At 72.4% G+C, this 25,026-nt stretch carries 18 protein-coding genes; 1 reads left to right on the forward strand and 17 read right to left on the reverse strand.

Annotation, left to right across the window (positions count from 1 at the left end):
• Positions 1–27 precede the first annotated feature (27 nt).
• The 10 genes from ACWCQ1_RS14530 to bldG all read right to left on the reverse strand — a co-directional run bounded on the left by ACWCQ1_RS14530 (position 28) and on the right by bldG (position 16,738).
• Positions 28–1,233 (reverse strand): DNA polymerase III subunit delta', encoded by a 1,206-nt coding sequence (locus ACWCQ1_RS14530; protein ID WP_451026607.1) that lies wholly within the window; start codon positions 1,231–1,233, stop codon positions 28–30.
• Between the two features lie 111 nt (positions 1,234–1,344).
• Positions 1,345–4,602: a dTMP kinase gene (tmk, locus tag ACWCQ1_RS14535; protein WP_451026608.1), complete on the reverse strand. Its 3,258-nt coding sequence runs from the start codon at positions 4,600–4,602 to the stop codon at positions 1,345–1,347.
• A 144-nt stretch (positions 4,603–4,746) separates the two neighbouring features.
• Positions 4,747–7,572: a type I DNA topoisomerase gene (gene topA / locus ACWCQ1_RS14540; protein WP_133044248.1), complete on the reverse strand. Its 2,826-nt coding sequence runs from the start codon at positions 7,570–7,572 to the stop codon at positions 4,747–4,749.
• A 258-nt stretch (positions 7,573–7,830) separates the two neighbouring features.
• On the reverse strand, positions 7,831–8,028 hold the full coding sequence (locus ACWCQ1_RS14545) for a hypothetical protein (protein WP_133044247.1): 198 nt from the start codon (positions 8,026–8,028) through the stop codon (positions 7,831–7,833).
• 129 nt (positions 8,029–8,157) lie between these two features.
• On the reverse strand, positions 8,158–10,551 hold the full coding sequence (locus ACWCQ1_RS14550) for a protein kinase domain-containing protein (protein WP_451026609.1): 2,394 nt from the start codon (positions 10,549–10,551) through the stop codon (positions 8,158–8,160).
• A 181-nt stretch (positions 10,552–10,732) separates the two neighbouring features.
• A complete protein-coding gene (locus ACWCQ1_RS14555) occupies positions 10,733–12,253 on the reverse strand; it encodes a DUF7059 domain-containing protein (RefSeq protein ID WP_358598061.1) in 1,521 nt (506 codons plus the stop codon).
• A 43-nt stretch (positions 12,254–12,296) separates the two neighbouring features.
• Positions 12,297–12,893, reverse strand: coding sequence for an SF-assemblin family protein (locus ACWCQ1_RS14560; protein ID WP_133044244.1), 597 nt, complete (start codon positions 12,891–12,893; stop codon positions 12,297–12,299).
• Between the two features lie 206 nt (positions 12,894–13,099).
• Positions 13,100–15,508, reverse strand: a complete 2,409-nt coding sequence (locus ACWCQ1_RS14565) for a sodium-translocating pyrophosphatase (RefSeq protein ID WP_133044243.1) — start codon at positions 15,506–15,508, stop codon at positions 13,100–13,102.
• A gap of 336 nt (positions 15,509–15,844) precedes the next feature.
• Entirely contained in the window at positions 15,845–16,276 is a 432-nt protein-coding gene (locus tag ACWCQ1_RS14570) for an ATP-binding protein (protein ID WP_133044242.1), read from the reverse strand.
• 120 nt (positions 16,277–16,396) lie between these two features.
• Positions 16,397–16,738: an anti-sigma factor antagonist BldG gene (bldG, locus tag ACWCQ1_RS14575; protein WP_003975386.1), complete on the reverse strand. Its 342-nt coding sequence runs from the start codon at positions 16,736–16,738 to the stop codon at positions 16,397–16,399.
• Positions 16,739–16,899: 161 nt separating this feature from the next.
• Here bldG and ACWCQ1_RS14580 point away from each other — a divergent pair, with 161 nt between their 5' ends.
• On the forward strand, positions 16,900–19,335 hold the full coding sequence (locus tag ACWCQ1_RS14580) for a DEAD/DEAH box helicase (protein ID WP_451026610.1): 2,436 nt from the start codon (positions 16,900–16,902) through the stop codon (positions 19,333–19,335).
• 53 nt (positions 19,336–19,388) lie between these two features.
• Here the strand turns inward: ACWCQ1_RS14580 and ACWCQ1_RS14585 are convergent, their stop codons facing one another.
• From ACWCQ1_RS14585 to ssd, 7 genes are all read right to left on the reverse strand, one after another.
• Entirely contained in the window at positions 19,389–19,766 is a 378-nt protein-coding gene (locus ACWCQ1_RS14585) for an Rv3654c family TadE-like protein (RefSeq protein WP_451026674.1), read from the reverse strand.
• 176 nt (positions 19,767–19,942) lie between these two features.
• Positions 19,943–20,314 (reverse strand): TadE family type IV pilus minor pilin, encoded by a 372-nt coding sequence (locus ACWCQ1_RS14590; protein WP_451026611.1) that lies wholly within the window; start codon positions 20,312–20,314, stop codon positions 19,943–19,945.
• The gene (locus tag ACWCQ1_RS14595; RefSeq protein WP_133044240.1) at positions 20,301–20,510 is read right to left on the reverse strand and encodes a DUF4244 domain-containing protein; all 210 of its coding nucleotides are present in this window, start codon (positions 20,508–20,510) and stop codon (positions 20,301–20,303) included. The genes ACWCQ1_RS14590 and ACWCQ1_RS14595 overlap by 14 nt, the downstream gene beginning before the upstream one ends.
• A 92-nt stretch (positions 20,511–20,602) precedes the next feature.
• Positions 20,603–21,394, reverse strand: a complete 792-nt coding sequence (locus tag ACWCQ1_RS14600; protein ID WP_358598081.1) for a type II secretion system F family protein — start codon at positions 21,392–21,394, stop codon at positions 20,603–20,605.
• A gap of 35 nt (positions 21,395–21,429) precedes the next feature.
• Entirely contained in the window at positions 21,430–22,290 is an 861-nt protein-coding gene (locus ACWCQ1_RS14605; protein ID WP_358598084.1) for a type II secretion system F family protein, read from the reverse strand.
• Positions 22,283–23,551, reverse strand: coding sequence for a TadA family conjugal transfer-associated ATPase (locus ACWCQ1_RS14610; protein ID WP_451026675.1), 1,269 nt, complete (start codon positions 23,549–23,551; stop codon positions 22,283–22,285). The genes ACWCQ1_RS14605 and ACWCQ1_RS14610 overlap by 8 nt, the downstream gene beginning before the upstream one ends.
• Positions 23,503–24,615, reverse strand: coding sequence for a septum site-determining protein Ssd (gene ssd / locus ACWCQ1_RS14615; RefSeq protein ID WP_451026612.1), 1,113 nt, complete (start codon positions 24,613–24,615; stop codon positions 23,503–23,505). Before ssd ends, ACWCQ1_RS14610 begins: the two co-directional genes overlap by 49 nt.
• Positions 24,616–25,026 lie beyond the last annotated feature (411 nt).

Genomic DNA, 25,026 nt, shown 5'->3' on the forward strand with positions numbered 1-25,026 from the left:
CCCGGAGTGCCGCGCGGTAGCCGGTTGTCAGCCGGCTCTGAGGGCCATCGTCATCGCTTCCACCGCGAGCAGGGGGGCCACGTTGCGGTCGAGGGCGTCGCGGCAGGCGGCGATCGCCTCGATGCGGCGCAGGGTGGACTCCGGGGAGCTGCCGCGGGCCAGGCGCTCCAGGGCGTCCTCGGCTTCCGCGTTGGACAACGCCACGCGCGTGCCGAGCTGCAGGGCCAGGACGTCTCGGTAGAACGCGGTGAGGTCGGTCAGAGCGAGGTCGAGGCTGTCGCGCTGGGTTCTCGTCCGGCGCCGCTTCTGCTTGTCCTCCAGGTCCTTCATCACACCCGCCGTACCGCGCGGCATCCGGCCGCCCTGAGCCGCGCCCAGCGCCGCCTTCAGCTCCTCGGTCTCCTTGCCGTCCATCTCCTCGGCGAGCTGCTTGGCGTCCTCGGCGGCTGCGTCCACCAACTCCTGGGCGGCCTTCAGCGCGCTGCCGATCTCCTCGACCCGCAGCGGCAGCTTCAGCACGGCGGCACGGCGCTCGCGGGCCGCCGGGTCGGTGGCCAGTCGGCGGGCCCGGTCGACGTGCCCCTGGGTGGCGCGGGCCGCGGCCGCGGCGACGGCCGGCTCCACGCCCTCGCGCCGTACGAGCATGTCGGCCACGGCGTCCACCGACGGCGTCAGCAGGTTCAGGTGGCGGCAGCGGGAGCGGATGGTGGGCAGGACGTCCTCGATGGAGGGCGCGCACAGCAGCCAGACCGTGCGCGGGGCGGGTTCCTCCACCGCCTTCAGCACGGCGTTGGCCGATTTCTCGTTCAGCCGCTCGGCGTCCTCGACCAGGATGATCTGCCAGCGGCCGTTCGCCGGTGAGGTGAACGACTTCCGTACGGTGTCCCGCATGTCCTCGGCGAGGATCTGCGAGCCGACGGCGGCGACGCTGGTGACGTCCGCGTGCGTGCCGACCAGGGCCGTGTGGCATCCGTCGCAGAACCCGCAGCCCGGTGATCCGCCGAGCGCGCGGTCGGGCGACACGCACTGCAGCGCGGCGGCGAACGCCCGCGCCGCCTGGTTCCGCCCGGCCCCCGGGGGCCCGGTGAACAGCCAGGCGTGCGTCATCTTCGACGCCTCGGGCGGGGGTGCGTCGGTGGCGACCGCGGTGACGAGTGCGTCGGCGTCCCGAGCGGCGGCGTCCAGCTGCTCGGCTACCTTCTCCTGGCCCACGAGGTCATCCCAGACCGTCATGCGTCCCTCGCCCTTCCACCACGGTTCGTGTTGCGGGTTCCATTGTGGCGGGCGGCACTGACAACGGGACGCCGAGTGCGCGGGGAGCAGTCGGTGCCCAAGCGGAAAGGCTCAGCGCCCCCGGCCGCGGCGCCTGCCCCGCCCCTGATCCTCGTCGTAGTCGTCCTCGTGCGGCCCGAGCAGTTCGTCGGCCAGTGACGGCAGGTCGTCGAGCGGAGTCTCCTCGGCCCAGTCCGACCGGGTGCGGCGCCGAGGTGCCCCCTCCGCGTCGACCTGGGGCATCTCCCGCGTACGCTCCTCGCCCCCGTCCGGCCGCGCACCCTCCGCCCGCTCGTCCCGGAAGTACCCCGGCGGCACCCGGTCCGCGGGCCCTTCCTCACGCACCGGCGGCAGCACGGCCGTCTCGTCAGCGGCGCCCGGCACCACCGGCGGCAAAACAGCCGTCTCGTCAGCCGCGCCCGGCACCACCGGCGGAAGCACCGCAGTCTCATCCGCCGCACCCGGCACCACCGGCGGCAACACCGCGGTGTCGTCGGCGGCACCCGGCACTACCGGCGGTTGCGGCAGCTTCGTCGTCACCTCGGCGTCCGACTCGCCGACCGGGCGCTTACGGCCCTCGGTCGCGGCGTCGGCGCCCCCGGCACCGTCCTCCCGCACCGGCCGCAGCACGGCCGTCTCCTCGGCCGGTCCGCCCGACGCGTTCGTCGGCGTCACCACCGGCGTCGGCACGGTCGAGGCCTCCGGCGCGACCGCGGGCGCCGGCGGCTCCTTGGGCCCCGCCTCCGCGGCGGCCGCGGCCTGCTCGGCAAGCCGGCGTGCCTCCTCGGCCCGCAGCAGCGCCTCCTCGGCCTTGCGCTGCTTCTCCAGCCGAAGCGCCTCCGCCTCGGCCCGCAGCCGTGCCTCCTCCTCGGCCTGCTTGCGCCGCCGCTCCTCCTCGGCCTTGCGGCGGGCCTCCTCCTCGGCGCGTGCCTTCTCCTCGGCGAGCAGCCGCTGCCGCTCCTCCTCCGCGCGCCGGGCGGCCTCCTCGGCCCGTCGCCGGGCCTCCTCCGCCTGCCGTTCGGCCTCGCGCCGCTGCGCCTCCTCCAGCTCGCGCCGCTTGCGCTCCTCCTCCTCGGCGCGCAGCTTGGCGAGCTGCTCCTGGCGCTCACGCTCCAGCCGCTCCTCCTCGGCCTTGCGGCGGGCCTCCTCCTCGGCGGCCTTGCGGGCCTCCTCCCGCTCCCGGATCTCCTGCTCGGACAGCGGCAGCATCTGATCCAGCCGGTGCCGTACGACGGTGGTGACGGCCTCGGGCTCCTGGCCGGCGTCCACCACCAGGTAGCGGCCGGGGTCGGCGGCGGCCAGCGTCAGGAAACCGGAGCGCACGCGCGCGTGGAACTCGGCGGGCTCCGACTCCAGCCGGTCCGGCGCCTCGGTGAACCGCTCGCGGGCGATCTCCGGGGAGATGTCCAGCAGGACGGTCAGATGCGGTACGAGGCCGTCGGTCGCCCAGCGGTTGATGCGGGCGATCTCCGTCGGGGACAGGTCGCGGCCCGCGCCCTGGTAGGCCACCGAGGAGTCGATGTAGCGGTCGGAGATGACCACGGCGCCGCGCTCCAGCGCAGGCCGCACCACCGTGTCCACGTGCTCCGCGCGGTCCGCCGCGTACAGCAGGGCCTCCGCGCGGTGCGAGAGCCCGGCGCTGGAGACGTCCAGCAGGATCGACCGCAGCCGCTTGCCCACCGGCGTCGCGCCCGGCTCGCGGGTCACGACGACCTCGTGGCCCTTGGCCCGGATCCATTCGGCGAGCGCCTCGGCCTGGGTGGACTTGCCGGCGCCGTCGCCGCCCTCCAGGGCGATGAAGAAGCCGCTCGCGGCGGGTGCGGTCAGCGGGTCGTCGCCGCCGCGCAGCGCGTCCCGCAGGTCGTGCCGCAGCGGGACCCCGGAGCGGTCGTCGACCTTGGCCAGCACCAGCGCGGCCACCGGCAGCAGCAGCGCGCCGACCAGCATCAGGGTGAAGGCGGCGCCGCCGTGGGCGAAGACGAACCTGCCGTTCTCCAAGCGGTGCGGCCCGATGCCCGCGGCCACGACCGGGGCGATGACCGCGCCGAGCGCCACGGAGACGCGGACGACGGCGTGCAGGTGCTCGGTGGTGCGGGCGCGCCGGTAGTCCTCGGCCTCCTGGTCGAGGAGGGTGTGCCCGGTGTTGGCGGCCACGCCCGCGCCGATGCCGGCCAGGGCGACGATGAGCAGGACGGTCGTCACGTCCGGGACGAGACCCGCGGCCAGCAGCGCGACGCCGGTGAAGGCGATGGCCAGCGCGAGCAGCCGGCGCCGCGACAGCGACACCAGCACCTTGGGCGCCGTACGGATGCCGACGACGACTCCGCCGGTCAGGGCGAGCACCAGCAGGCCGTACAGCACCGGGCCGCCGTGCAGGTCCTTGGCGTGCAGCACCGCCACGGCGACGGCCGCGGAGAGCGCTCCGGCGACGGCGGCGCAGGCGAGCACCAGCAGCGGAATCGCGCCCGTGCGGCCCTTGTCGACGCCCTCGCCCGTGCGCGGGCGGCGCAGCCCCTCGAGCGGGGAACGCGCGCGTGGGGTGCGCGTGGCCGGCAGCTCCAGGTACGTCAGCACGGACAGGGACGCGGCGAACAGGCCCGCCGCCACGTACGAGGCGAGGGCCGCCTGGTGCTGGGCGAACCAGGCGATCCCGGAGCCCAGCAGATTGTTGAGCAGTCCGGTGACGACGAGCGCGGCGGCCGCGAGCGGGATCGCCACGAAGGCCGTGCGCAGCGCCAGCCGGCGCAGGGCGTCCATGTGGTCCGGCAGCGGCCGTACCGTCGCCCCCTCCAGCGGCGGGGCCGGCAGCAGGGCCGGCGCGGCGCTCTCGCGGGAGACGGTCCAGAAGCGCTCGGCGACGCCGGTGACGAACGCGGTGACCAGGAGGATCGCCAGCGCGTTGTCCGGCGTCCAGTCGATCCACAGGGGCGCGACGATGAGCGCGAGGACCCGGACGGCGTCGGCGCCGACCATCGTCCAGCGGCGGTCGAGCGGACCCTCCTGCGAAGTGAGCGAAGTCAACGGGCCGAGCAGGACCGCTCCGAAGAGCAGCGTCGCCAGGATGCGCACCCCGAAAACGGTCGCCACTGCGAACGCAACGCCGCGGTAGCTGCCCCCGAAGGAGCCCTCGCTGATCGCCGCCTGCAGGGCGAGCAGGACCAGGACGAGGAGGGCGAGGGTGTCGCCGACCGACCCCACGAGGTGGGCGCTCCACAGCCGCTTCAGCTGCGGCTGGCGCAACAGGGCGCGGACGGCGCGCTCGCGGGAGTCCGCGACAAGGGCGTCGTCGGGGGCCGGGTGGTGGGCCGTTGGCTGCTCCGCTCGCGTCATGCTTTCAGCCTATCGGGACCGACTGACAGCCCGGGGCGCGCGGCCGCACGTGCGCGCGCCCCGACACCAAAGCGATACCGGGGCGTTCGTTTCGCGAACGGGACGTGAAGGTCCCGGCCGTCACCGACCGGGTCCCGAACGCCCTTACTCCTCCGCGGACTTGGCGGCCGTGGCCTTCTTCGCCGCGGTCTTGGCGGTCGTCTTCTTGGCGGCAGTCGTCGTCTTCTTCGCCGCGGTCTTCTTTGCGGCCGTCGTCTTCTTGGCCGGGGCCGCCTTCTTCGCGGGAGCCTTCTTCGCTGTCTTCTTGGCGGGGCCCTTGGCCCGCTTCTCGGCGAGGAGTTCGAAGCCGCGCTCCGGGGTGATGGTCTCGACGCTGTCGCCGGAGCGCAGGGTCGCGTTGGTCTCCCCGTCGGTGACGTACGGCCCGAAACGGCCGTCCTTCACCACCACGGGCTTCTCGCTGACCGGGTCGGTGCCCAGCTCCTTCAGCGGCGGCTTGGCGGCGGCCCGGCCGCGCTGCTTGGGCTGGGAGTAGATCTGCAGCGCCTCTTCGAGGGTGATGGTGAAGAGCTGCTCCTCGGACTGCAGCGAGCGCGAGTCCGTGCCCTTCTTCAGGTACGGACCGTAGCGGCCGTTCTGTGCGGTGATCTCCTGGCCCTCGGCGTCGGTGCCGACCACCCGCGGCAGGGACATCAGCCGCAGCGCGTCCTCGAGCGTCACCGTGTCCAGCGACATCGACTTGAACAGCGAGGCCGTACGCGGCTTCACGGCGTTCTTGCCGGTCTTCGGGGTGCCCTCGGGGAGCACCTCGGTGACGTACGGGCCGTAGCGGCCGTCCCGGGCGATGATCTGGTGGCCCGTCTCCGGGTCGGCGCCGAGCTCGAAGTCGCCGCTCGGCTTGGCGAGCAGCTCCTCGGCGAGCTCGACGGACAGCTCGTCCGGTGCCAGGTCCTCGGGCACGTCCGCCCGCTGGTGGCCCTCGGAGTCCTTCTCGCCGCGCTCGATGTACGGGCCGTAGCGCCCGACGCGCAGCACGATGCCGTTGCCCACCGGGAACGACGACACCTCGCGTGCGTCGATCGCGCCCAGGTCGGTCACCAGCTCCTTGAGGCCGCCGAGGTGGTCACCGTCGCCGTTGCCGGCGTCGGCCGCGCCACCCTCGCCGGCGCCCTCGCCCTCACCGAAGTAGAAGCGCCGCAGCCACGGCACGGACTGTGCCTGACCGGCGGCGATCCGGTCGAGGTCGTCCTCCATGCGGGCGGTGAAGTCGTAGTCGACGAGCCGCCCGAAGTGCTTCTCCAGGAGGTTGACCACGGCGAAGGACAGGAAGGAGGGGACGAGTGCCGTGCCCTTCTTGAAGACGTAGCCGCGGTCGAGGATCGTGCCGATGATCGACGCGTACGTCGACGGGCGGCCGATCTCGCGCTCTTCGAGCTCCTTGACCAGGCTGGCCTCGGTGTAGCGGGCCGGGGGCTTGGTGGCGTGCCCGTCGACCGTGATCTCCTCGGCGGTGAGCCGGTCGCCCTCGGCGACCTGCGGCAGCCGCCGCTCACGGTCGTCCAGCTCGGCGTTCGGGTCGTCGGCGCCCTCCACGTAGGCCTTCAGGAAGCCGTGGAAAGTGATCGTCTTGCCGGACGCGCTGAACTCGACGTCCCGCCCGTCGGCCGCCGTGCCGCCGATCTTCACGGTCACGCTGTTGCCGGTCGCGTCCTTCATCTGGGAGGCGACCGTCCGCTTCCAGATCAGCTCGTAGAGCTTGAACTGGTCGCCGGTCAGGCCGGTCTCGGCGGGCGTGCGGAAACGATCACCCGAGGGCCGGATCGCCTCGTGCGCCTCCTGCGCGTTCTTGACCTTCCCTGCGTACGTCCGCGGGCTCGACGGCAGGTAGTCGGCGCCGTAGAGCTGGGTGACCTGGGCGCGGGCGGCGGCCACGGCGGTGTCGCTGAGGGTCGTGGAGTCCGTACGCATGTAGGTGATGAAGCCGTTCTCGTACAGCTTCTGGGCCACCTGCATGGTCGCCTTCGCACCGAAGCCGAGCTTGCGCGAGGCCTCCTGCTGGAGGGTCGTCGTACGGAACGGGGCGTACGGCGAGCGGCGGTACGGCTTGGACTCGACCGAGCGGACGGCGAACTGCGTCTGCTCCAGGGCGGCGGCCAGGGCGCGGGCGTTCGCCTCGTCGAGGTGGAGGACCTGCTCGCTCTTGAGTTGTCCCAGGGAGTCGAAGTCGCGGCCCTGCGCGACCCGCCTGCCGTCGACGGTCTGCAGGCGGGCGACCAGCGACGACGGGTCCGACGGATCCCCCGCGCGGCCGGTCGCGAAGGTGCCCGTCAGGTCCCAGTACTCGGCAGAACGAAAAGCGATGCGCTCGCGTTCCCGCTCGACCACGAGCCGGGTGGCAACGGACTGGACGCGGCCCGCCGACAGCCTCGGCATGACCTTCTTCCACAGGACCGGCGAGACCTCGTAGCCGTAGAGGCGGTCGAGGATGCGGCGGGTCTCCTGGGCGTCGACCAGCTTCTGGTTGAGCTGGCGCGGGTTGGCCACGGCGGCCTGGATCGCGGACTTGGTGATCTCGTGGAAGACCATCCGCTTGACCGGGACCTTGGGCTTGAGCACTTCCTGCAGGTGCCAGGCGATGGCCTCGCCCTCGCGGTCCTCATCGGTGGCGAGGTAGAGCTCGTCGGAGTCCTTCAGCAGGTCCTTGAGCTTCTTGACCTGGGCCCGCTTGTCGGCGTTGACGACATAGATCGGCTCGAAGTCGTGCTCGACGTCCACACCGAGGCGGCGGACCTCGCCGGTGTACTTCTCCGGCACCTCCGCGGCGCCGTTGGGAAGGTCGCGGATGTGCCCGACGCTCGCCTCGACGGTGTAGCCGGGGCCGAGATAGCCCTTGATCGTCTTCGCCTTGGCAGGCGACTCGACGATGACGAGTCGGCGGCCGCCGTGTGCGGTCTCGCTGGTCGGGGACAACTTCGCTCTTCTCTCTCCGGTCGACGCTGGGGCCTCCCCAGGCGTTCCTCCCGGGGTCGTGTCATGGTGACGCTGCGGAGTGTGACGGTACATCCCGCCCCCGTGTCAAACGGGAAAAGCCCACAACGGCCACTCGAACGGTAACCCGAGTCGCGCCATTCCTGCCGCACGGAGTGGCGAGCGGCATTCGGGCAGCGCGCGGAACGTCACGTACCGGTCACTCCCGGCCATCTCCGCGCGGCTTCGGAGATCGCGTCGTCAGACGCTTGCGAGGCACCAGACGCCGATCGCGACGGCGCCCGCGCCGGCGATGGTGGCGAGGGCCGCGGATGCGACCGGGCTCACACCGAGGGCGACGGGCCGCCGGTGCCGCAGCCGGACGGCGACCCAGGCCAGCAGGGCGGCTCCGAACAGGGCGAACACCGTGCCGGTGAAGATCGCCGGACCGCTCTCCATGGTGGGTCCTTCCCGTGCCGTTCCGTGCGGGTTGCTGGACCCGGACGCTCGCAGCGACGGGAGACGCGCGGGCGAACCAGGGATGAACGCCAGGAGTCCGGACCGCCATGCGTTGACCAAGCGGGACCGTCACGCCGAGCCGGACGGCGGCGGGGTCAGCTGTCCCGTCGATTTTTCCCCGTCGGCGCGCTCCATGGTGCAGATCACCGTGGTGAAGCCCTGGTTCCAGTTCTCCTTGGTGTTCCACCAGCCGATGATCGCCCGGCCGGAGCCGGGTGACCAGGTCGACTCGAACTTGTTGGTGCAGAGCTTCTCGGCGTTCTTGGTGCCCGTGGTGAAGTCCATGTTCGCCGGGGCCCGGGCGAAGCCGATCACCTGGTCCGTGTGCGCCTGTGCGCAGTCGGTGAGGTAGGTGTGGGTGGCGTCCTTCTCCTCCAGGTAGGTGAAGCAGTCGCCGACGCTCATCTGGGCCGCCGCCATGTCGATCCCGGCGTCCCGGAACCGCCCGACCTCGCCCCCGATGGGTATGTGCCGGCCGAGGACGAGACAGGCCGTGCCGCCGCCGGACGCGCCGAATCCCTGGCGGGTCGGTACGACGGCGTAGTACCCCGCGTCCGGGAGGCTCCGCGCCAGCGGTTCGCTCTGGCGCGCGCAACGGTCGGCGCCGTGGGCGCGCGCGTCGGCGTAGTCGGCCGCGGAGTCGACGGCGACCACCTGGCCCTCGGGGAGGTCGTTGGCGCAGTCCACGACCCCGAGGTTGGGCGGCGACTTGAACGGCTCGCCCGACCACACCGCCTTCACGCAGTCCCCGGCCTGCAACGGCTTGGTGAGGCCGACCTGCTCGCCGTACACGTACACCGGCCCGGTGGGGCTCGGCTGCGAGGACGACCGCGCCGACGGACTCCTGTGCGGCCGGGCGCTGTTGTCGTGGCCGGTCAGCGACATCGCGCCCCACACTCCGACCCCGAGCACGAGCGCCACGGCGGCCACCGCGGCGACGATGACGACGGTCCGCCCGGAACGCCGGGGGCCACCGGGCTGCGGTACGGCCGCCGGGCTCTGCCCCGGGCCACCGGGGCCGCCGGGGCCCGCGTACGTGACGGTGGGGCTGCTCGCATACGGATTCCAGCCCGGATACGGCACCGGGGCCTGCGGGCTGCCCGGCGTCTGCGGAGTCGGAGTCGGAGTCGGAGTCGGCGGGTTGTCGGGAGTCTGCGGCGCCCCCGGCGTGTTCGGTCCGCCCGGCGGTACGGGGGACTGCTCGCCGTACGGTCCGGCGGCGACGTATCCGGGAGGCGTGCCGCCCGCCCCATATCCCGGGGCCGTCGCACCGCCCGCGTACCCCGCAGGCGTCCCACCCGCCACGTACCCCGGCGGCGGCGGGCTGTTCGGCGTGCTGCCCTGCGAGGGCGTGCTCGCCACGTATCCCGGCGGCGCCGCACCGTACCCGGGTGGAGGCGAGCCGGGCGAACCACCCTGCGCGGCACCCGCGTACCCGGCCGGGGACGAACTCCCTTGCGCGCCGCCCGGGGACGAACCACCCTGCGCCGCGTTCGCCACGTACCCGGGCGGAGGCGAACCGCCCTGCGCCGCGCCCGCCGCGTACCCCTGCGGTGGGCCGAACCCCTTCACCGGCGCCGGTGCCTGTGCCGCGGACTGTTGCAGCACCCGCTCCAGGGCCGGGCGGACCGTCTCCGGCGCCGCCCTGCGCACCGGGTCCTTGACCAGCAACCCGTGGAGCACGGGCGCGAGTTCGCCCGCGCGGGCCGGCGGGGTCGGTTCCTCGCCGAGCAGGGCGGTCAGGGTGGCGTAGTCGCCGTGGCGGTCGAAGGGGCCGCGGCCCTCGACGGCCGCGTACAGCGTGGCGCCGAGGGAGAAGAGGTCGGCGGCCGGGGTGGGCGGCTCGCCCCGCGCGCGCTCGGGTGCGAGGTACCCGGGTGTGCCGAGGATGCCCGCGGTCGCGGTGAGCCGGGGTTCGTGGGACTCGGGCATGAGGGCGATTCCGTAGTCGGTGAGCAGCACGCGCGCGTAGGCGTCGCCCGAAGCGTCCGGCGCCAGAAGGATGTTGGCCGGTTTCACATCCCTGTGGAGGATGCCGATGCGATGGCCGGCGGTGAGCGCGTCGAGCACGGCGAGCCCGATCTCGGCCACCCGTGCGGGCGGCAGCGGGCCCGAACTCCGGATCACCGCCTGGAGGTCGACCGCGTCCGGGACGTACTCCATGACGATCCACGGGAGCCCCTCGTGGACCACCACGTCGTGCACCGTCGCCACATGCGGATGGCCGCGCAGCCGCGCCGCGTGCCGGGCCTCGCTGCGGGCGCGGGCGATGCGCTGCGCCGTCTCGTCCCCGTCCACCGGCAGGTCCGGCAGCGCGATCTCCTTGACCGCGACCTCGCAGGCCAGTTCGGTGTCGTGGGCGAGCCAGACGCGGCCCATGCCGCCCGCGCCCAGCGTGCGCAGCAGCCGGTACCGTCCGTTGATCATCCGGCCCTGGCCGTGTTCCGGCGTGTCCCCCGCCATGGCGCCTCCCCCGAGACAGCGCGCCTCCCCCGAGGACGCGTGGAGCCTGTCTCTAGAAAGTAGCGTCGCATGCACCACTGACAGGAGTACTTTTCGTCACCAATCCCGTAAATCCCGGCAGATCGGACGCAGAGCCATCAGGGGTGCGAGGTCTTCCCATGAGCGACGTGCGGCACGCCGGTCACTCCGCAGGCTCCAGGAACCCCTGTTCCACCAGCAGCCTGATCTGCGCCGGTGTCCGGTCGCGCAGCAACACCGGGTCCTCGCCGACCAGTTGGGCGATGGCGTCCAGGATGCGGCCGGCGCTCAGCGAGCCGTCGCACACGCCCGCGAAGCCCGCGCCGACCGTGTCCACCTTGGTGGCGCGGCGCATGCCCCGGTGCTGGCGCAGCACGACGTGCTCCGGGTCCTCGGCACCGGGCAGCCCCACCTGTTCCTGGACGACCTCGGTGACGAGCCGGAAGCGCCCCTCCAGCAGGGCCGCGTCGTCGTGCGAGCGCAGGTAGTCGAGGCGGTCGAAGTGCGTCCGCACCGTTTCTCCGAGCGGCTGTTCGACCGAATGCGGCCACTCCTCCACGGTGATGGAGGGCACGGCGGCGCCCGTCCGTCGCAGGGTGATCCAGCCGAAGCCGACGGCCTTCACCTTGCGCGCCTCGAACTCGTCCAGCCACGCGTCGTACCGCGCCTGGTACTCGGCCAAGTCGCCCCGGTGGTCACCGGCGTCCCTGAGCCACAGCTCGGCGTACTGCGTGACGTCCTGCGTCTCGCGCTGCACGATCCACGCGTCGCACCCGCGCGGGACCCACGACCTGAGCCTGTCCTGCCAGTCCTCCCCCTCCACGTGCTGCCAGTTGGCGAGGAACTGCGCGAACCCGCCCTCGTTCAAGCGGTCCCCCGCACCCTGAACGAGCGAGCGGCACAGATCGTCCCCGCCCATCCCTCCGTCCCGGTAGGTCAGCCGGGCGCCGGGCGAGATGACGAAGGGCGGGTTGGAGACGATCAGGTCGTACGTCTCGTCGTCCCGCACCGGCTCGTACAGCGAGCCCTCGCGCAGATCGGCCGCGGGGGCGCCGGACAGGGCCAGGGTGAGCGCGGTGATGTGCAACGCGCGCGGGTTGAGGTCGGTCGCCGTCACGCGCGTGGCGTGCCGGGAGGCGTGCAGCGCCTGGATGCCGGAGCCCGTGCCGAGGTCCAGGGCGCTGGAGACGGGCGTACGGACGGTGATGCCGGCGAGGGTCGTGGAGGCGCCGCCGACGCCGAGGACGACGCCCTCCTCGCGGCTGCCGATGCCACCGGCGCCGCCGACGGCACAGCCAAGGTCGGACACGATGAACCAGTCCTCGCCTTCGGGCCCGCCGTACGGCCGTACGTCCACGGTCGCGGCCACCTCGTCCGCGCCGGCCGGGACGAGCCACCCGCTCTCCAGACAGGCGTCGAGCGGCAGAACGGCCTCCACGCGCGCGTGCGGCACGGGCTGCTGCAGCAGGAACAGCCGTACGAGCACCTCGAGCGGGGTGTCCCCGCGCGTCGCCCGCAGTGCCGGCACGGTCTCGCTGCGCGCCAGCGCCGCGTACGCGGGCGCGCCGAGCAGGTCGAGCAGGCCGTCGGCGGTGAAGGACGCCCCGAGCAGGGCGTCCCGCAGCCGGGCGGCGACGTCGGGACGGTCGGAGGCGGGCAGGGTGGGCAGGCCGGAGATACTCACGCCCCCATTGTGGCGGGCAGCGGTGACCGTCCGCAGCCCCGGCTCAGCTCCCCGTCGCCGCGGAGGAGGGCGTCGCCGAGGCCGCCTTGCAGCTCTCCTGCTTCGCCATCGCCTTGCCGACCTCGCCCTCCTCGAGGGTCTTCAGCGCGTCGTTCCCGCTCTGGCTCAGCTTGTCCAGCGAGGTCGCGATGCCCTTGAGTCCGTCGGCGAACTTGGCCTGGTCCTTGGTCTCCAGCTTGTCGACCTGCGCCTTCAGCGAGGCGTAGGACGCGGAGATGTCGTTGAGTTCCTTGACCGCGTCCTGCTGCTTCTTCGCCCCGTCGTCGACGTTCGGCGCCCCGGCGTTCTGCACCGCGGCCCCGATCGATTTGTAGGCGTCGGACATGTCCTGGAAGGCCTGCGCGTCGGTCTGCTGGACCTGCTCCGGCGTGCTGTTGTCGGAGGTCTCCTTCTGGATCGCGGCGTTGGCGGCCTCGATCTTCTTGGCCTGCGGCTGTACGCCGTCGCAGACCTGCTTGGCCCAGGAGTCCAGCTTGTCGTTGTTGTTGCTGCTGCTGCATCCCGACAGCGCCAGTACCAGTACCGCACCGCCGGACAGTGCGGCCGCGAGCTTCTTGTTCACCGGTTTGGTCCCTTCCATGGCTCTCGGCCCCGGAACATACACGCCACACAGACAGCAACCCCATGCCGGGCGTCCACTAGAGACCCATTTGAATCCATTTGCACCAGGCGAGAGAAGGCTCACCGTGAGCCTGCACACAGCAGGGCGCACAGACGAGGACGGGCGGGCGGCGCGTCAACACGCGCCTCCCGCCCGCCCCTTGATGCGGACCGTCGTAAGACCGCCTACGAAACCACCGCGGGGTCCGTCGACTTGGCCGTGCGCTCCGACTTGCCCTCCTCGTCGCCCACGGTGATGCCGCGCCGCTTGGAGATGTACACCGCTGTGACGATGACGAGCAGGGAGAGGATCGCGATCGCGATCCGCACCCCGATGTTCTTGTCGTCGCCGTAGGAGAACTTGATCACCGCCGGCGCGATGAGCAGCGACACCAGGTTCATCACCTTCAGCAGCGGGTTGATCGCCGGACCCGCGGTGTCCTTGAAGGGGTCGCCGACCGTGTCGCCGATGACGGTGGCCGCGTGGGCCTCGCTGCCCTTGCCGCCGTGGTGGCCGTCCTCGACGAGTTTCTTGGCGTTGTCCCAGGCGCCACCGGAGTTGGCGAGGAAGACCGCCATCAGCGTGCCCGCGCCGATCGCGCCCGCGAGGTAGGAGCCGAGCGCGCCGACTCCGAGCGTGAACCCGATGAAGATGGGTGCCATCACGGCGAGCAGACCGGGCGTGGCCAGCTCCCGCAGGGCGTCCCGGGTGCAGATGTCCACGACCTTGCCGTACTCGGGCTTCTCGCTGTAGTCCATGATCCCGGGGTGCTCGCGGAACTGCCGCCGCACCTCGTAGACCACCGAGCCCGCCGACCGCGACACCGCGTTGATCGCCAGCCCCGAGAAGAGGAAGACGACCGCCGCGCCCGCGATGAGGCCGACGAGGTTGTTGGGCTGCGAGATGTCCAGCGACAGGCTCAACGGGGCGCCCTTGCCGGTCAGCTTCTCGCCCACGTCCTGGACGTTCGTGGTGATCGCATCCCGGTACGACCCGAAGAGCGCCGACGCCGCCAGGACGGCGGTGGCGATGGCGATGCCCTTGGTGATGGCCTTCGTCGTGTTGCCGACGGCGTCCAGGTTGGTGAGCACCTGGGCGCCGGCGCCCTCGACGTCGCCGGACATCTCGGCGATGCCCTGCGCGTTGTCGGAGACCGGGCCGAAGGTGTCCATGGCGACGATCACGCCGACCGTGGTGAGCAGACCGGTGCCGGCCAGCGCCACCGCGAACAGCGCCAGCATGATCGATGTGCCGCCGAGCAGGAAGGCCCCGTAGACGCCGAGGCCGATCAGCAGGGCGGTGTAGACGGCCGACTCCAGACCCACCGAGATACCGGCGAGGACGACGGTGGCCGGGCCGGTCAGCGAGGTCTTGCCGATGTCCATGACAGGGCGGCGGTTGGTCTCGGTGAAGTAGCCGGTCAGCTGCTGGATCACGGCCGCCAGCAGGATGCCGATCGCCACCGCGACGAGCGCGAGGATGCGCGGGTCGCCGTCCTTGGCCCGGATCGCCGCGTCGCTGATGCCGTCGAGGTCGCTGTACTTGGCCGGGAGATAGATGAAGACGGCCGCCGCCACCAGCCCGAGCGAGATCACCGCGGAGATGAAGAAGCCCCGGTTGATCGCGGACATGCCGCTGCGGTCGGCCCGGCGCGGGGCGACCGCGAAGATGCCGATCATGGCGGTGATCACACCGATGGCCGGCACGATCAGCGGGAAGGCGAGCCCGGAGTCGCCGAAGGCCGCCTTGCCGAGGATCAGCGCGGCGACCAGGGTCACGGCGTACGACTCGAAGAGGTCGGCCGCCATGCCGGCGCAGTCGCCGACGTTGTCGCCCACGTTGTCGGCGATGGTCGCGGCATTGCGCGGGTCGTCCTCCGGAATGCCCTGCTCGACCTTGCCGACCAGGTCGGCGCCGACGTCGGCGGCCTTGGTGAAGATGCCGCCGCCGACACGCATGAACATGGCGATCAGAGCGGCCCCGAGGCCGAAGCCCTCGAGCACCTTCGGCGCGTCGGCCGCGTACACCAGCACCACACAGGAGGCGCCCAGCAGACCGAGCCCCACCGTGAACATGCCGACGACGCCGCCCGTGCGGAAAGCGATCTTCATGGCTTTGTGCGAGACGGTGGTGAGATCCTTTTCCGGCTCACCCTCCGCCGGGGTCGCTTCCCGGGCCGCCGCGGCAACACGCACATTGCTGCGCACCGCCAGCCACATGCCGATATAACCGGTGGCCGCCGAGAACGCGGCGCCGATCAAGAAGAACACCGATCGGCCTGCGCGCTGATTCCAGTCGTCCGCGGGCAGCAGCATGAGCAGGAAGAACACGACCACGGCGAATACGCCGAGCGTGCGCAGCTGGCGTCCCAGATAGGCGTTGGCGCCTTCCTGGACCGCTTCCGCGATCTTCTTCATGCTGTCGGTGCCCTCGCCCGCCGCCAGCACCTGGCGCACCAGGATGCCCGCGACCACGAGCGCGGCCAGCGCGACGACTCCGATGATCGTCACGATGATCCGGTTGTCGTCGGTGAGCACTGCGGCTGCGAAGGTTGTGGGGTGGTCAAACTCATGAGGGGTAGAAAGCCCCGCCATTCGTCCTCCTTGACGCTTGGGCTGAGCTCAAGATGTGGACGGATTCTAGGTACCCCGACCTGATCAAAACAGAGCACGGGAAACGGAATTAACCTTCACATGCTTCTCAGCAAATGATCGACGTCACGCCAGGGAACCCGAAAGAGGTAACGCCCCAAAGGCATTGACGGACGCATTGCCGCTTGATCGAATTATCACCTCATTGATCGTGAATTCATTCACGAATTCCAAGGGTGATCGGAAAAACTGAAAGGGCCCTGCTCAGCAGGGCCCTTCATGCGGTCTGGCGGTCTTCAGGTGATCTTCAGGTGATCTTCAGCTGGTACGAGGGTGGGGTCAGGGGAGTACCGCGACCGGCGGAGTGGTGGGCCAGGTCATCCGGATCGACCCACCGTTCTCCCCCGCACTGACCTCCACGTCGTCGACGAGGCCGCTGATGACCGCGAGGCCCATCTCGTCCTCCTCGGCCTCCACGTCGTCACCCAGCGACCCTGCTGCCCGGTCTCCGGGCACCGAGCGCGGCGCCTCGTCACCGACCTCGATGGAGAACTGCTTCTCCTCCTCGATCAGCTTCACCTGCACCGGCGTGGTGATGCCGGCGCTCAGGTGCAGTCCGACGGCACGGGAACAGGCCTCGCCGACGGCGAGCCTGACCTCGTCGAGAACGGCCTCGTCCACTCCGGCCCTGCGCGCCACCGCTGCCGCCACCAGTCGGGCGGTCCTGACGTGCTCGGGCAGCGCGCTGAAGCGGAGTTCAACGGTGGCCATGCGTCCCCCTCGGAACTACGGGCGTGCTGTGGGGGGACCGGGCCGCCGAAAGCCCGGACCCCCTGTCGGTACATCTTCCGTCCCGGGAGCGGACCCTTCCCGCTCCATTTGGGGCGGTGGTCAGTCGGTCGCCGCCACCGCTTCCTCGACCGAGGTGTGGATCGGGAACACCTTGGTGAGGCCGGTGATGCGGAAGATCTTCAGAATGCGCTCCTGGTTGCAGACCAGGCGCAGTGAGCCCTCATGGGCTCGTACCCGCTTCAGGCCGCCGACCAGCACGCCGAGCCCGGTGGAGTCGAGGAAGTCGACGCCCTCCATGTCGACGACGAGGTGGAAACTCCCGTCGTTCACCAGCTCGACCAGCTGCTCGCGCAGCTTGGGCGCGGTATATACGTCGATTTCGCCACCGACCTCGACGACCGTACGATCGCCGACGGTACGGGTCGACAGGGACAGGTCCACGGATCCTCCAGCACCTTGCTACTCGAGCGGTCGCCCCTCGGGACACCTCGGCAGAGCCCCCGGAACGGTTCGCCAGCCGCGATGGCATTCAATCACTTACGGCAGACGTGCACGACGCCTTGGTCCCATTGTCCGTCACGCCAGTGCCACACTCGGTGCCGATGGCCAAGAATCACCGATCCGATCGATCCCCGGCGGACCCCGTGTCCCGGCTCGCACCGGGCACGATCCTGGCCCGGCTCGCCTCCGGGCCGAGCCGGGCTTCGCGCATCACTCATACGGAGCACTTGCCCCCGCGTGAGGGTCGGCATGCCGTCTGGCCTGACCGGATTCGTTCGGAGGTCGTCGCGGCCGTGCAGGCCTGCGGCATCGAGCACCCCTGGGCCCACCAGGCGATCGCCGCCGAGCACGCCCTGGACGGCGACTCGGTGGTGGTCGCCACCGGCACCGCGTCCGGCAAGTCCCTGGCGTATCTCGTACCGGTCCTCTCCACCCTCCTGGAGGGCTCCGAGGCCCCGAACGGCCGCGGTGCCACCACCCTCTACCTGTCCCCCACCAAGGCGCTCGCGGCCGACCAGTGCCGATCCGTGAAGGAACTTTCACAACCTCTGGGAAATGCGGTGCGCCCTGCGGTCTACGACGGCGACACGCCGTTCGAGGAGCGCGAGTGGATCCGCCAGTACGCCAACTACGTCCTCACCAATCCGGACATGCTGCACCGCGGGATACTCCCCTCCCACCCCCGCTGGTCTTCCTTCCTGAAGTCGCTGAAGTACGTCGTCATCGACGAGTGCCACACCTACCGGGGTGTCTTCGGCTCCCACGTCGCCCAGGTGCTGCGCCGGCTGCGCCGCCTGTGCGCCCGCTACGGCGCCTCCCCCGTCTTCCTCCTCGCCTCCGCCACCGCCGCCGAGCCGGCGGTCGCCGCCCGCCGCCTCACCGGCCTCCCGGTCGTCGAGGTCGCCGACGACGCCTCCCCGCGCGGCGAGCTGCTGTTCGCCCTCTGGGAGCCCCCGCTCACCGAGCTGCAGGGCGAGAAGGGCGCCCCGGTCCGCCGTACCGCCACCGCCGAGACCGCCGACCTGCTCACCGACCTCGCCGTGCAGGGTGTGCGCTCGGTCGCCTTCGTCCGCTCCCGGCGCGGCGCCGAGCTGATCTCGGTCATCGCCCAGGAACGTCTCGCCGAGGTCGACCGCTCTCTCGCCCGGCGTGTCGCGGCCTATCGCGGCGGCTACCTCCCGGAGGAGCGCCGCGCCCTGGAACAGGCCCTCCACTCCGGCGAGCTGCTGGGCCTCGCCGCGACGACCGCCCTCGAACTCGGCATCGACGTCTCCGGCCTGGACGCCGTGGTGATCGCCGGCTACCCGGGCACGCGCGCGTCCCTGTGGCAGCAGGCGGGCCGCGCCGGGCGCGCCGGGCAGGGCGCGCTGGCCGTCCTGGTGGCCCGCGACGACCCCCTGGACACCTTCCTCGTCCACCACCCCGAGGCCCTCTTCGACCAGCCGGTGGAATCCACGGTCCTCGACCCCGACAACCCGTACGTCCTCGCCCCGCACCTGTGCGCGGCCGCGGCGGAGATGCCCCTGACCGAAGAGGACCTGGACCTCTTCGGCCCCGAGACCGAGAGCCTGCTGCCCCAACTGGAGGCCGCGAAGCTCCTGCGCCGTCGCACGAAGGCCTGGCACTGGACCCGCCGGGAACGGGCCGCCGACCTCACCGACATCCGTGGCGAGGGCGGACGCCCGGTCCAGATCGTCGAAGCCGGCACGGGCCGCCTGCTGGGCACCGTGGACGCGGGCGCGGCGCACACGACCGTGCACGAGGGCGCGGTCCATCTCCACCAGGGCCGCACCTACCTGGTCCGCTCCCTCGACCTGGACGAGTCCGTCGCTCTGGTCTCGGAGGCGAACCCGCCCTACTCGACGGTCGCCCGGGACACGACCGCCATCTCCGTCCTGGAGACCGACACCGAGATCCCCTGGGGCGAGGGCCGCCTGTGCTACGGCTCCGTCGAGGTCACCAACCAGGTCGTCTCCTTCCTCCGCCGGCGTCTGATCACCGGTGAGGTCCTGGGCGAGACGAAACTCGACCTCCCTCCTCGTACGCTGCGCACACGCGCGGTGTGGTGGACGGTCACCGAGGACCAGCTCGACGAGGCCCGCATCAACCCCGAGATCCTCGGCGGCGCCCTGCACGCCGCCGAACACGCGTCGATCGGCATGCTGCCCCTCTTCGCGACCTGCGACCGCTGGGACATCGGCGGCGTGTCGATCCCCCTGCACCCCGACACGCTCCTGCCGACGGTCTTCGTGTACGACGGCCACCCCGGCGGTGCGGGGTTCGCCGAGCGCGCCTTCCACACCGCCCGCACCTGGCTCACCGCCACCCGCGAGGCCATCGCCTCCTGCGAGTGCGACGCCGGCTGCCCCTCCTGCATCCAGTCCCCCAAGTGCGGCAACGGCAACGACCCACTCCACAAGAGGGGTGCGGTACGGCTCCTCACGGTGCTGCTGCGGGGGGCGCCGGAGGAGAAGCCGGGGGATGGGGTGGTCGGGGTGCCGGAGGGCGGGGCGTTGGGATCCGGGCGGGCGGGGTGACGCCGGAAGGGGCGCCGGCGAGCTGGCGGTCGCGGTGACACGGACGGATTCGGTCACCGGGGTGACGCCGGTCGAGCATGGCCGGGCTCCGTAAGCCCCGGCTGCGTAGGGGATCGGCGTGCCGGGGGAGGAGTCGGCGCCGGGTTCAGCTCCGCAGGGCCCGCCCTTGCCCTGACCTCCGCTGCGAACGGGCCCGTTCCCGAAGCCGCCGTCACGTCCGAGATCTCGCCCACGATCACACACCGCACGAGCCGCACGCCCTGTGCCCTGGCCACCCGGTCGGCCCGGGCACAGGCCACCGCACCGCCGTCCGCCCAGTGATCGGCCGCGGCGAGCGCCGCAAGATCCGCGCCACCGGCCGCCCGATGCCGGACCACGACGGCCTGCCCCAGGGCGAGCACGACCCCGAACACCACACACAGCACGGCGATGGCACCGACGCTCCAGACGGTGGCGGATCCACGGTCGTCATGCCGGCGGCTCCGGACATCACGGTCAGCACCCCCGCCCCCGGCTGAGCGGCCGCAGGAGCGCCGGTCAACCGTGGGCCCGTGCCTCGGCTCCCGCGCAGCCGCCGTGCCCCGTCGGCGCCGAGCGAACGCGCCGGTCACGGTCCCCTCACCCCCACCATCTCCTCCGCCGACGCCACGGCCTCCTCGCGTACCTCGAAGGGCAGCCCGTGCAGCGCCGGTGGCTTCGCCACGACGGTGACGCGGACCTGGTCGCCTTCCCGGCTGACCGTGACCGACGCGTCGCGCGGGGCGGCTTCACGGGCCACCTCGACGACCGCGCCGGCCGGGTCCTGACGGGCGGCCGCCCGTGCCCCGGTGCGCGCCGCGTCCACGCACTGGATCTGCGCGGCCACCACGAGCAGCCCCCACACCAGCGCCGTCGCGAACATCACCAGCACGGGCAGCACCACGGCCGACTCCGCCGTCACGAACCCTCGGTCCGCGTCCCGCCGATCACGTCCGCGCATCGAGCGCCCGCTTCACGATGGCCTGCAGCTCCGCGCTGACCGCCCCGCTCGTCACCACCTTGTAGAGGACCACCGCGAACGCCACCGCCGCCACGATCCCCATCGCGTACTCGGAGGTCACCATTCCCGCGTCCCTCCGCACCGCACGCACCCTGCACACCAGGGCACGCAGCCGCGCCCGTACCGCCTTGCACATCTCAACCCCCGTGAGGCTGGTTCCTGTTGCTCGATTGATTGCCGACTGCTTGCTCAACTGCCACTTGCTGCTACCTGCTTGCTGTCCCGCCGTCAGTCACCACCTCCTCCCCCCAGCACCCCGCCCGCGAGCCCGATCACCACGGGCAGTACGCCGACCGCGATGAAAGCGGGCAGGAAGCACAGCCCCACCGGCACGGTGACAATGACGGCCGCGCGTCTGGCCCGCTCGGTCGCGGCGCGGGCCCAGTCGGCGCGGGCCTCGGTCGCCAGCCGGGCCACCGGTGCGGCGGCCGGGAGACCGGACACGTCGGCCCGTTCCAGGAGCCGCGCCAGGGGCTGCGCACCCGGCAGAGCGCCCAACCTGCGCCACGCCTCCGCCGGTTCGCCACCGAGCCGTACCTCGGCCGCTCCCCGTGCCAACGCGTCCCCGACCACTCCGCCCAGGGCCTCGCCCACCGCCTGCGCGGCGACCACCGGAGCGGCCCCCGCCGCGATGCAGGCCGCCAACAGATCGGAGGCGAGCGGCAGTTGCCCGGCCGCCTTGTCCGCGTCGACCGCCTCCGCGACAGCAAGCGCACCCTGCCGACGGCGCCACCACCACAGCCCGGCCCCTGCGACCAACCCGACCGCGACCCCAGCCACCCCACCGACCAGCACCCACCCGGCGGCCACCACCCCGGCTACCGGCACCCACCTCCGTGCGACCTCACCGACTTCGAACCGAGGCCCGTCCACCGCTCCCTCCACGGCGGACACCAGCCCGGCCAGCCGCCGACGCACTCTCCGCTCCCGCCGCACCGCCTCCAGCCACCGCAGCAGCCACCCGAGGACGACCACGATCCCCGCCGTCACCCCCAGCCTGTGGACAACATCCGCGCTCACACCCGCTCCTCTCCCCGTCCCTTCCGACGCCGCCCTCACGCCGCCCCCGCCCGCCGTACGATCCCCAGCGCCCACCACATCCCCAGCCCCTCCAGCAGGCCGCCGATCAGCAGGCACCCAAGGCCCGCGCCGCTGTGCAGCAGGACGTGGAGCGGGTCGGCGCCCAGGGCCGTGCCCAGCAGGAGGCCGAGCACCGGCAGTCCCGCGAGCATCAGGGCCGTGGAGCGGGCGCCCGCCAACTGGGCACGCAGGTCGGCACGTTGGTCCCGTTCCGCCCGCAACGCCGCTTCGAGCCGGTCGAGTCCGGCGGCGAGTCCCGCACCTTGGTCCACGGCAACCCGCCAGCAGGCCGCGAGCCCCACCAGGCCTTCGGAACCCGGCTGCCGGGCCGCGCCCGAGAGTGCGCCGGGCACGTCGCCGCCGAACCGCGCGGCCGCCAGCACCGCCGCCTGGGCTTCGCCGAGTCCCCCGGAGTCCCGCGCGGCCCGCAGCAGCGCCTCTCCCGGCTGGCGCCCGGCCCGCACCTCACCCGCCAGCGCCGAGCACAGCGCGATCACCGCGTTCCCGCGTGACTCCCGTGCCCGACGGACCTGCCCCGTCACCCGGATCCGCCGCGCCAACGGCACCCCGGCCGCCCCCGCGACGACCGGGAGCACCGAGGCCCCCAGCACCGCCAGCGCCAACCCTGCCGCCAGCACCCACCATTCGGCCCCGAGCCGTCCGCGCATCCGCCGCAGCCGCCCGGCGATCTCCCGCCAGGACGGCGGTCCGGTTCCCACCACCCCGCCGCCGGCGAGCAGCAACTGCGCCCGGCGCGCCCCGGAATGCCAGCCGCCCAGCAGCAGCGCCGCGGCGCCGACGCACAACACGGCGGCCCCCATGGCGATCTCACCCATGACCCTCTCCCCCCGACATCCCGTGCCCCTCTCCTCCCGGCATCTCGTGCCCCTCTCCTCCCGGCATCTCGCCGTGGAGCAGCCCCCGCAGCCGCTCCCACCCGCGCTCCCGCTCGAACTCCCGCACGCCCCACCGCAGCGCCGGCACCGTCCGGACCAGGCCCGACGGGTCCCGCTCCAGCACGTGCACCTCGGCGATGCGGCGCCGTCCCGCCCGGTCCCGTACGAGATGCAGCACCACCGACAGCGCGGCCGCCAACTGGCTGTGCAGCGCCGCCCGGTCGAGCCCGGCCGCCGTACCGAGCGCCTCGAGACGGGCGGGGACATCGGCGGCGGCGTTGGCGTGGACGGTGCCGCAGCCGCCTTCGTGGCCGGTGTTCAACGCGGCGAGCAGATGCACCACTTCGGGCCCCCGCACCTCGCCGACGACCAGCCGGTCCGGCCGCATCCGCAGCGCCTGCCGCACCAGGTCCTGGAGGGTGACCAGCCCCGCGCCCTCCTGGTTGGCGGGTCTGGTCTCGAGCCGGACGACGTGCGGATGGTCCGGCCTGAGTTCGGCGGAGTCCTCGGCGAGCACGATCCGCTCACCGGGTCCGACGAGCCCCAGCAACGCGCTCAAGAGCGTCGTCTTGCCGCTGCCCGTGCCCCCGCTGACCACGAAGGACAGCCGGGCCTCGATCAGCGCCTTCAGCACCCGGTCCCCGCCCGGCGGTACCGTGCCCGCCGCGACCAGTTCGTCGAGCGTGAAGGCCCGGGGCCGTACCACTCGCAGTGAAAGGCAGGTGCAGCCCACGGCCACCGGTGGCAGCACCGCGTGCAGGCGCGTGCCGTCGGGCAGCCGGGCGTCCGCCCAGGGCCGGGCGTCGTCGAGCCGGCGGCCGGCCACCGCGGCGAGCCGTTGCGCGAGGCGTCGCACGGCCGCGGCGTCCGGGAAGGCGACTCGGGTCAGTTCCAGGCCGCCGCCGCGGTCCACCCACACCCGGTCCGGGGACGACACCAGGACGTCGGTGACAGAGGGATCGGCGAGCAGCGGTTCCAGGGGGCCGCTGCCGACCAGTTCGGACCGCAACTGCTCGGCCGCACCGAGGACTTCGGCGTCCCCCAGCACCCGCCCCTGTTCCCGCAGTGCCTGCGCCACCCGCGCGGGCGTCGGCTCGGCCCCGCTCTCCACCAGCCATTGGCGGACTCCGTCGAGGAGTCCCGAAGAGGCGCTCACGCCGCACCCGCCTCCATCAGCGCCCGCTCCCAGAACTCCTTGCAGAAGCGTGCCAGGGGGCCGCGCCGGGCGGCTCCGGGCGGTGTCCTGCCCTCCCCCGGTCGCACCAGTCCGACCTCCACCGGCACCTCGCCGACCAGGGGCAGACCGAGCAGCCGGGCCACCTCCCGGTCGTCGAGGCCGGGTGCGTACGGGCCGCGTACCGCCACGCGCAGGTCTCGCAGGACCATTCCGGCGGCCGAGGCGACGCGGCCCGCCGCCGCGACGGCCCGCAGTTCGCCGGGGACCACGAGGATGCCGAGGTCGATCTGGGCGAGGGCCTCGGCGACCCCGTCGTCGATGCGGCGCGGGAGGTCGACGACGACCGTGCCACCGCGCCGTCGGGCCGCGGCGAGCACCGCGCGGACGGCCTGGGCCGGGATGGCGACGCAGTCCCCTCGGTCCCAGCTCAGCACCCGCAGCGAGTGCAGTTCCGGCAGCGACTCCTCCAGGGCGCCGCCGCCGACCCTTCCGCGTGAGGCTGCGAAGGCGGGCCAGCGCAGTCCCTCCGCGCTCTCGCCACCGAGGAGTACGTCGAGTCCGCCGCCCAGCGGATCGGCGTCCACGAGCAGGGTGCGCAATCCCTCGCGTGCGGAGGTGACGGCGAGGGCGCACGCGAGCGTGGACGCCCCGGCCCCGCCGCGTCCGCCGATGACGCCGACCGTGAGGGCGGGCCGACCGACGCCCTCGGCGACGTCGGCGATGCGGTCGACCAGCCACTGCTCGCCGTCGGGCAGCATCAGGACGTGGTCGGCGCCGATCTCGACGGCCCGGCGCCAGACCCCGGAGTCGTCCTGGTCGCGGCCGACCAGCACCACTCCCCTTCTGCGCGCGGCCCCGCGCACCCTCCGCGCGGCGTCGTCGCCGACCAGGACGAGCGGTGCGGCCTCCCAGCTGCCCGCGCGCTCCGGTACGGAGTGGTGGACCTCCGGTGTCGCTCCCGCCGCGGCGCACAGCCGCAGCAGGTCGTCGAGCAGATCGACGTCCTCCGTGACGATGAGTGGTCCGGCCTGCCGCCCCGGGACGGCGGGCGGTGGGTCGTGTGCGACGGCTCCGGTCACGTGCTCCATCCCCCTTCGCTGTGTCTTTCGCGAAGGCCCCTGCGGCCCCGCGATTCCCAAACATCTGAAGAACCGGCAAGCGGCCTCCATATGAACGGCCGATACGAACCGGCCAAACCCGCCCGACTAACCGGAACCCGTCATGAACTCGGGCCGTGCGGGACGCGTTGGAATCACGGTGCAGCGATCCAGGAAATCGTGTGGATCTTGGTCGATAACTGTGGACAAGTCGGCGGTTGTGAATATGGCCGTCACCCATACCGGTGACCCCTGCACGGATCCACGTACGACATCCGCAGAGCAGCCCGACGACTACGATGAGTGACGGGTCATGAGCATGGCGAATGGGCCCCCGCAGCGGCACCAGGACGGCCGTACGAGAGCGAAGAGAGAGGAAAAACCCACCCGGACATGCGACGA

It is taken from the genome of Streptomyces sp. NPDC002144 (assembly GCF_053593695.1).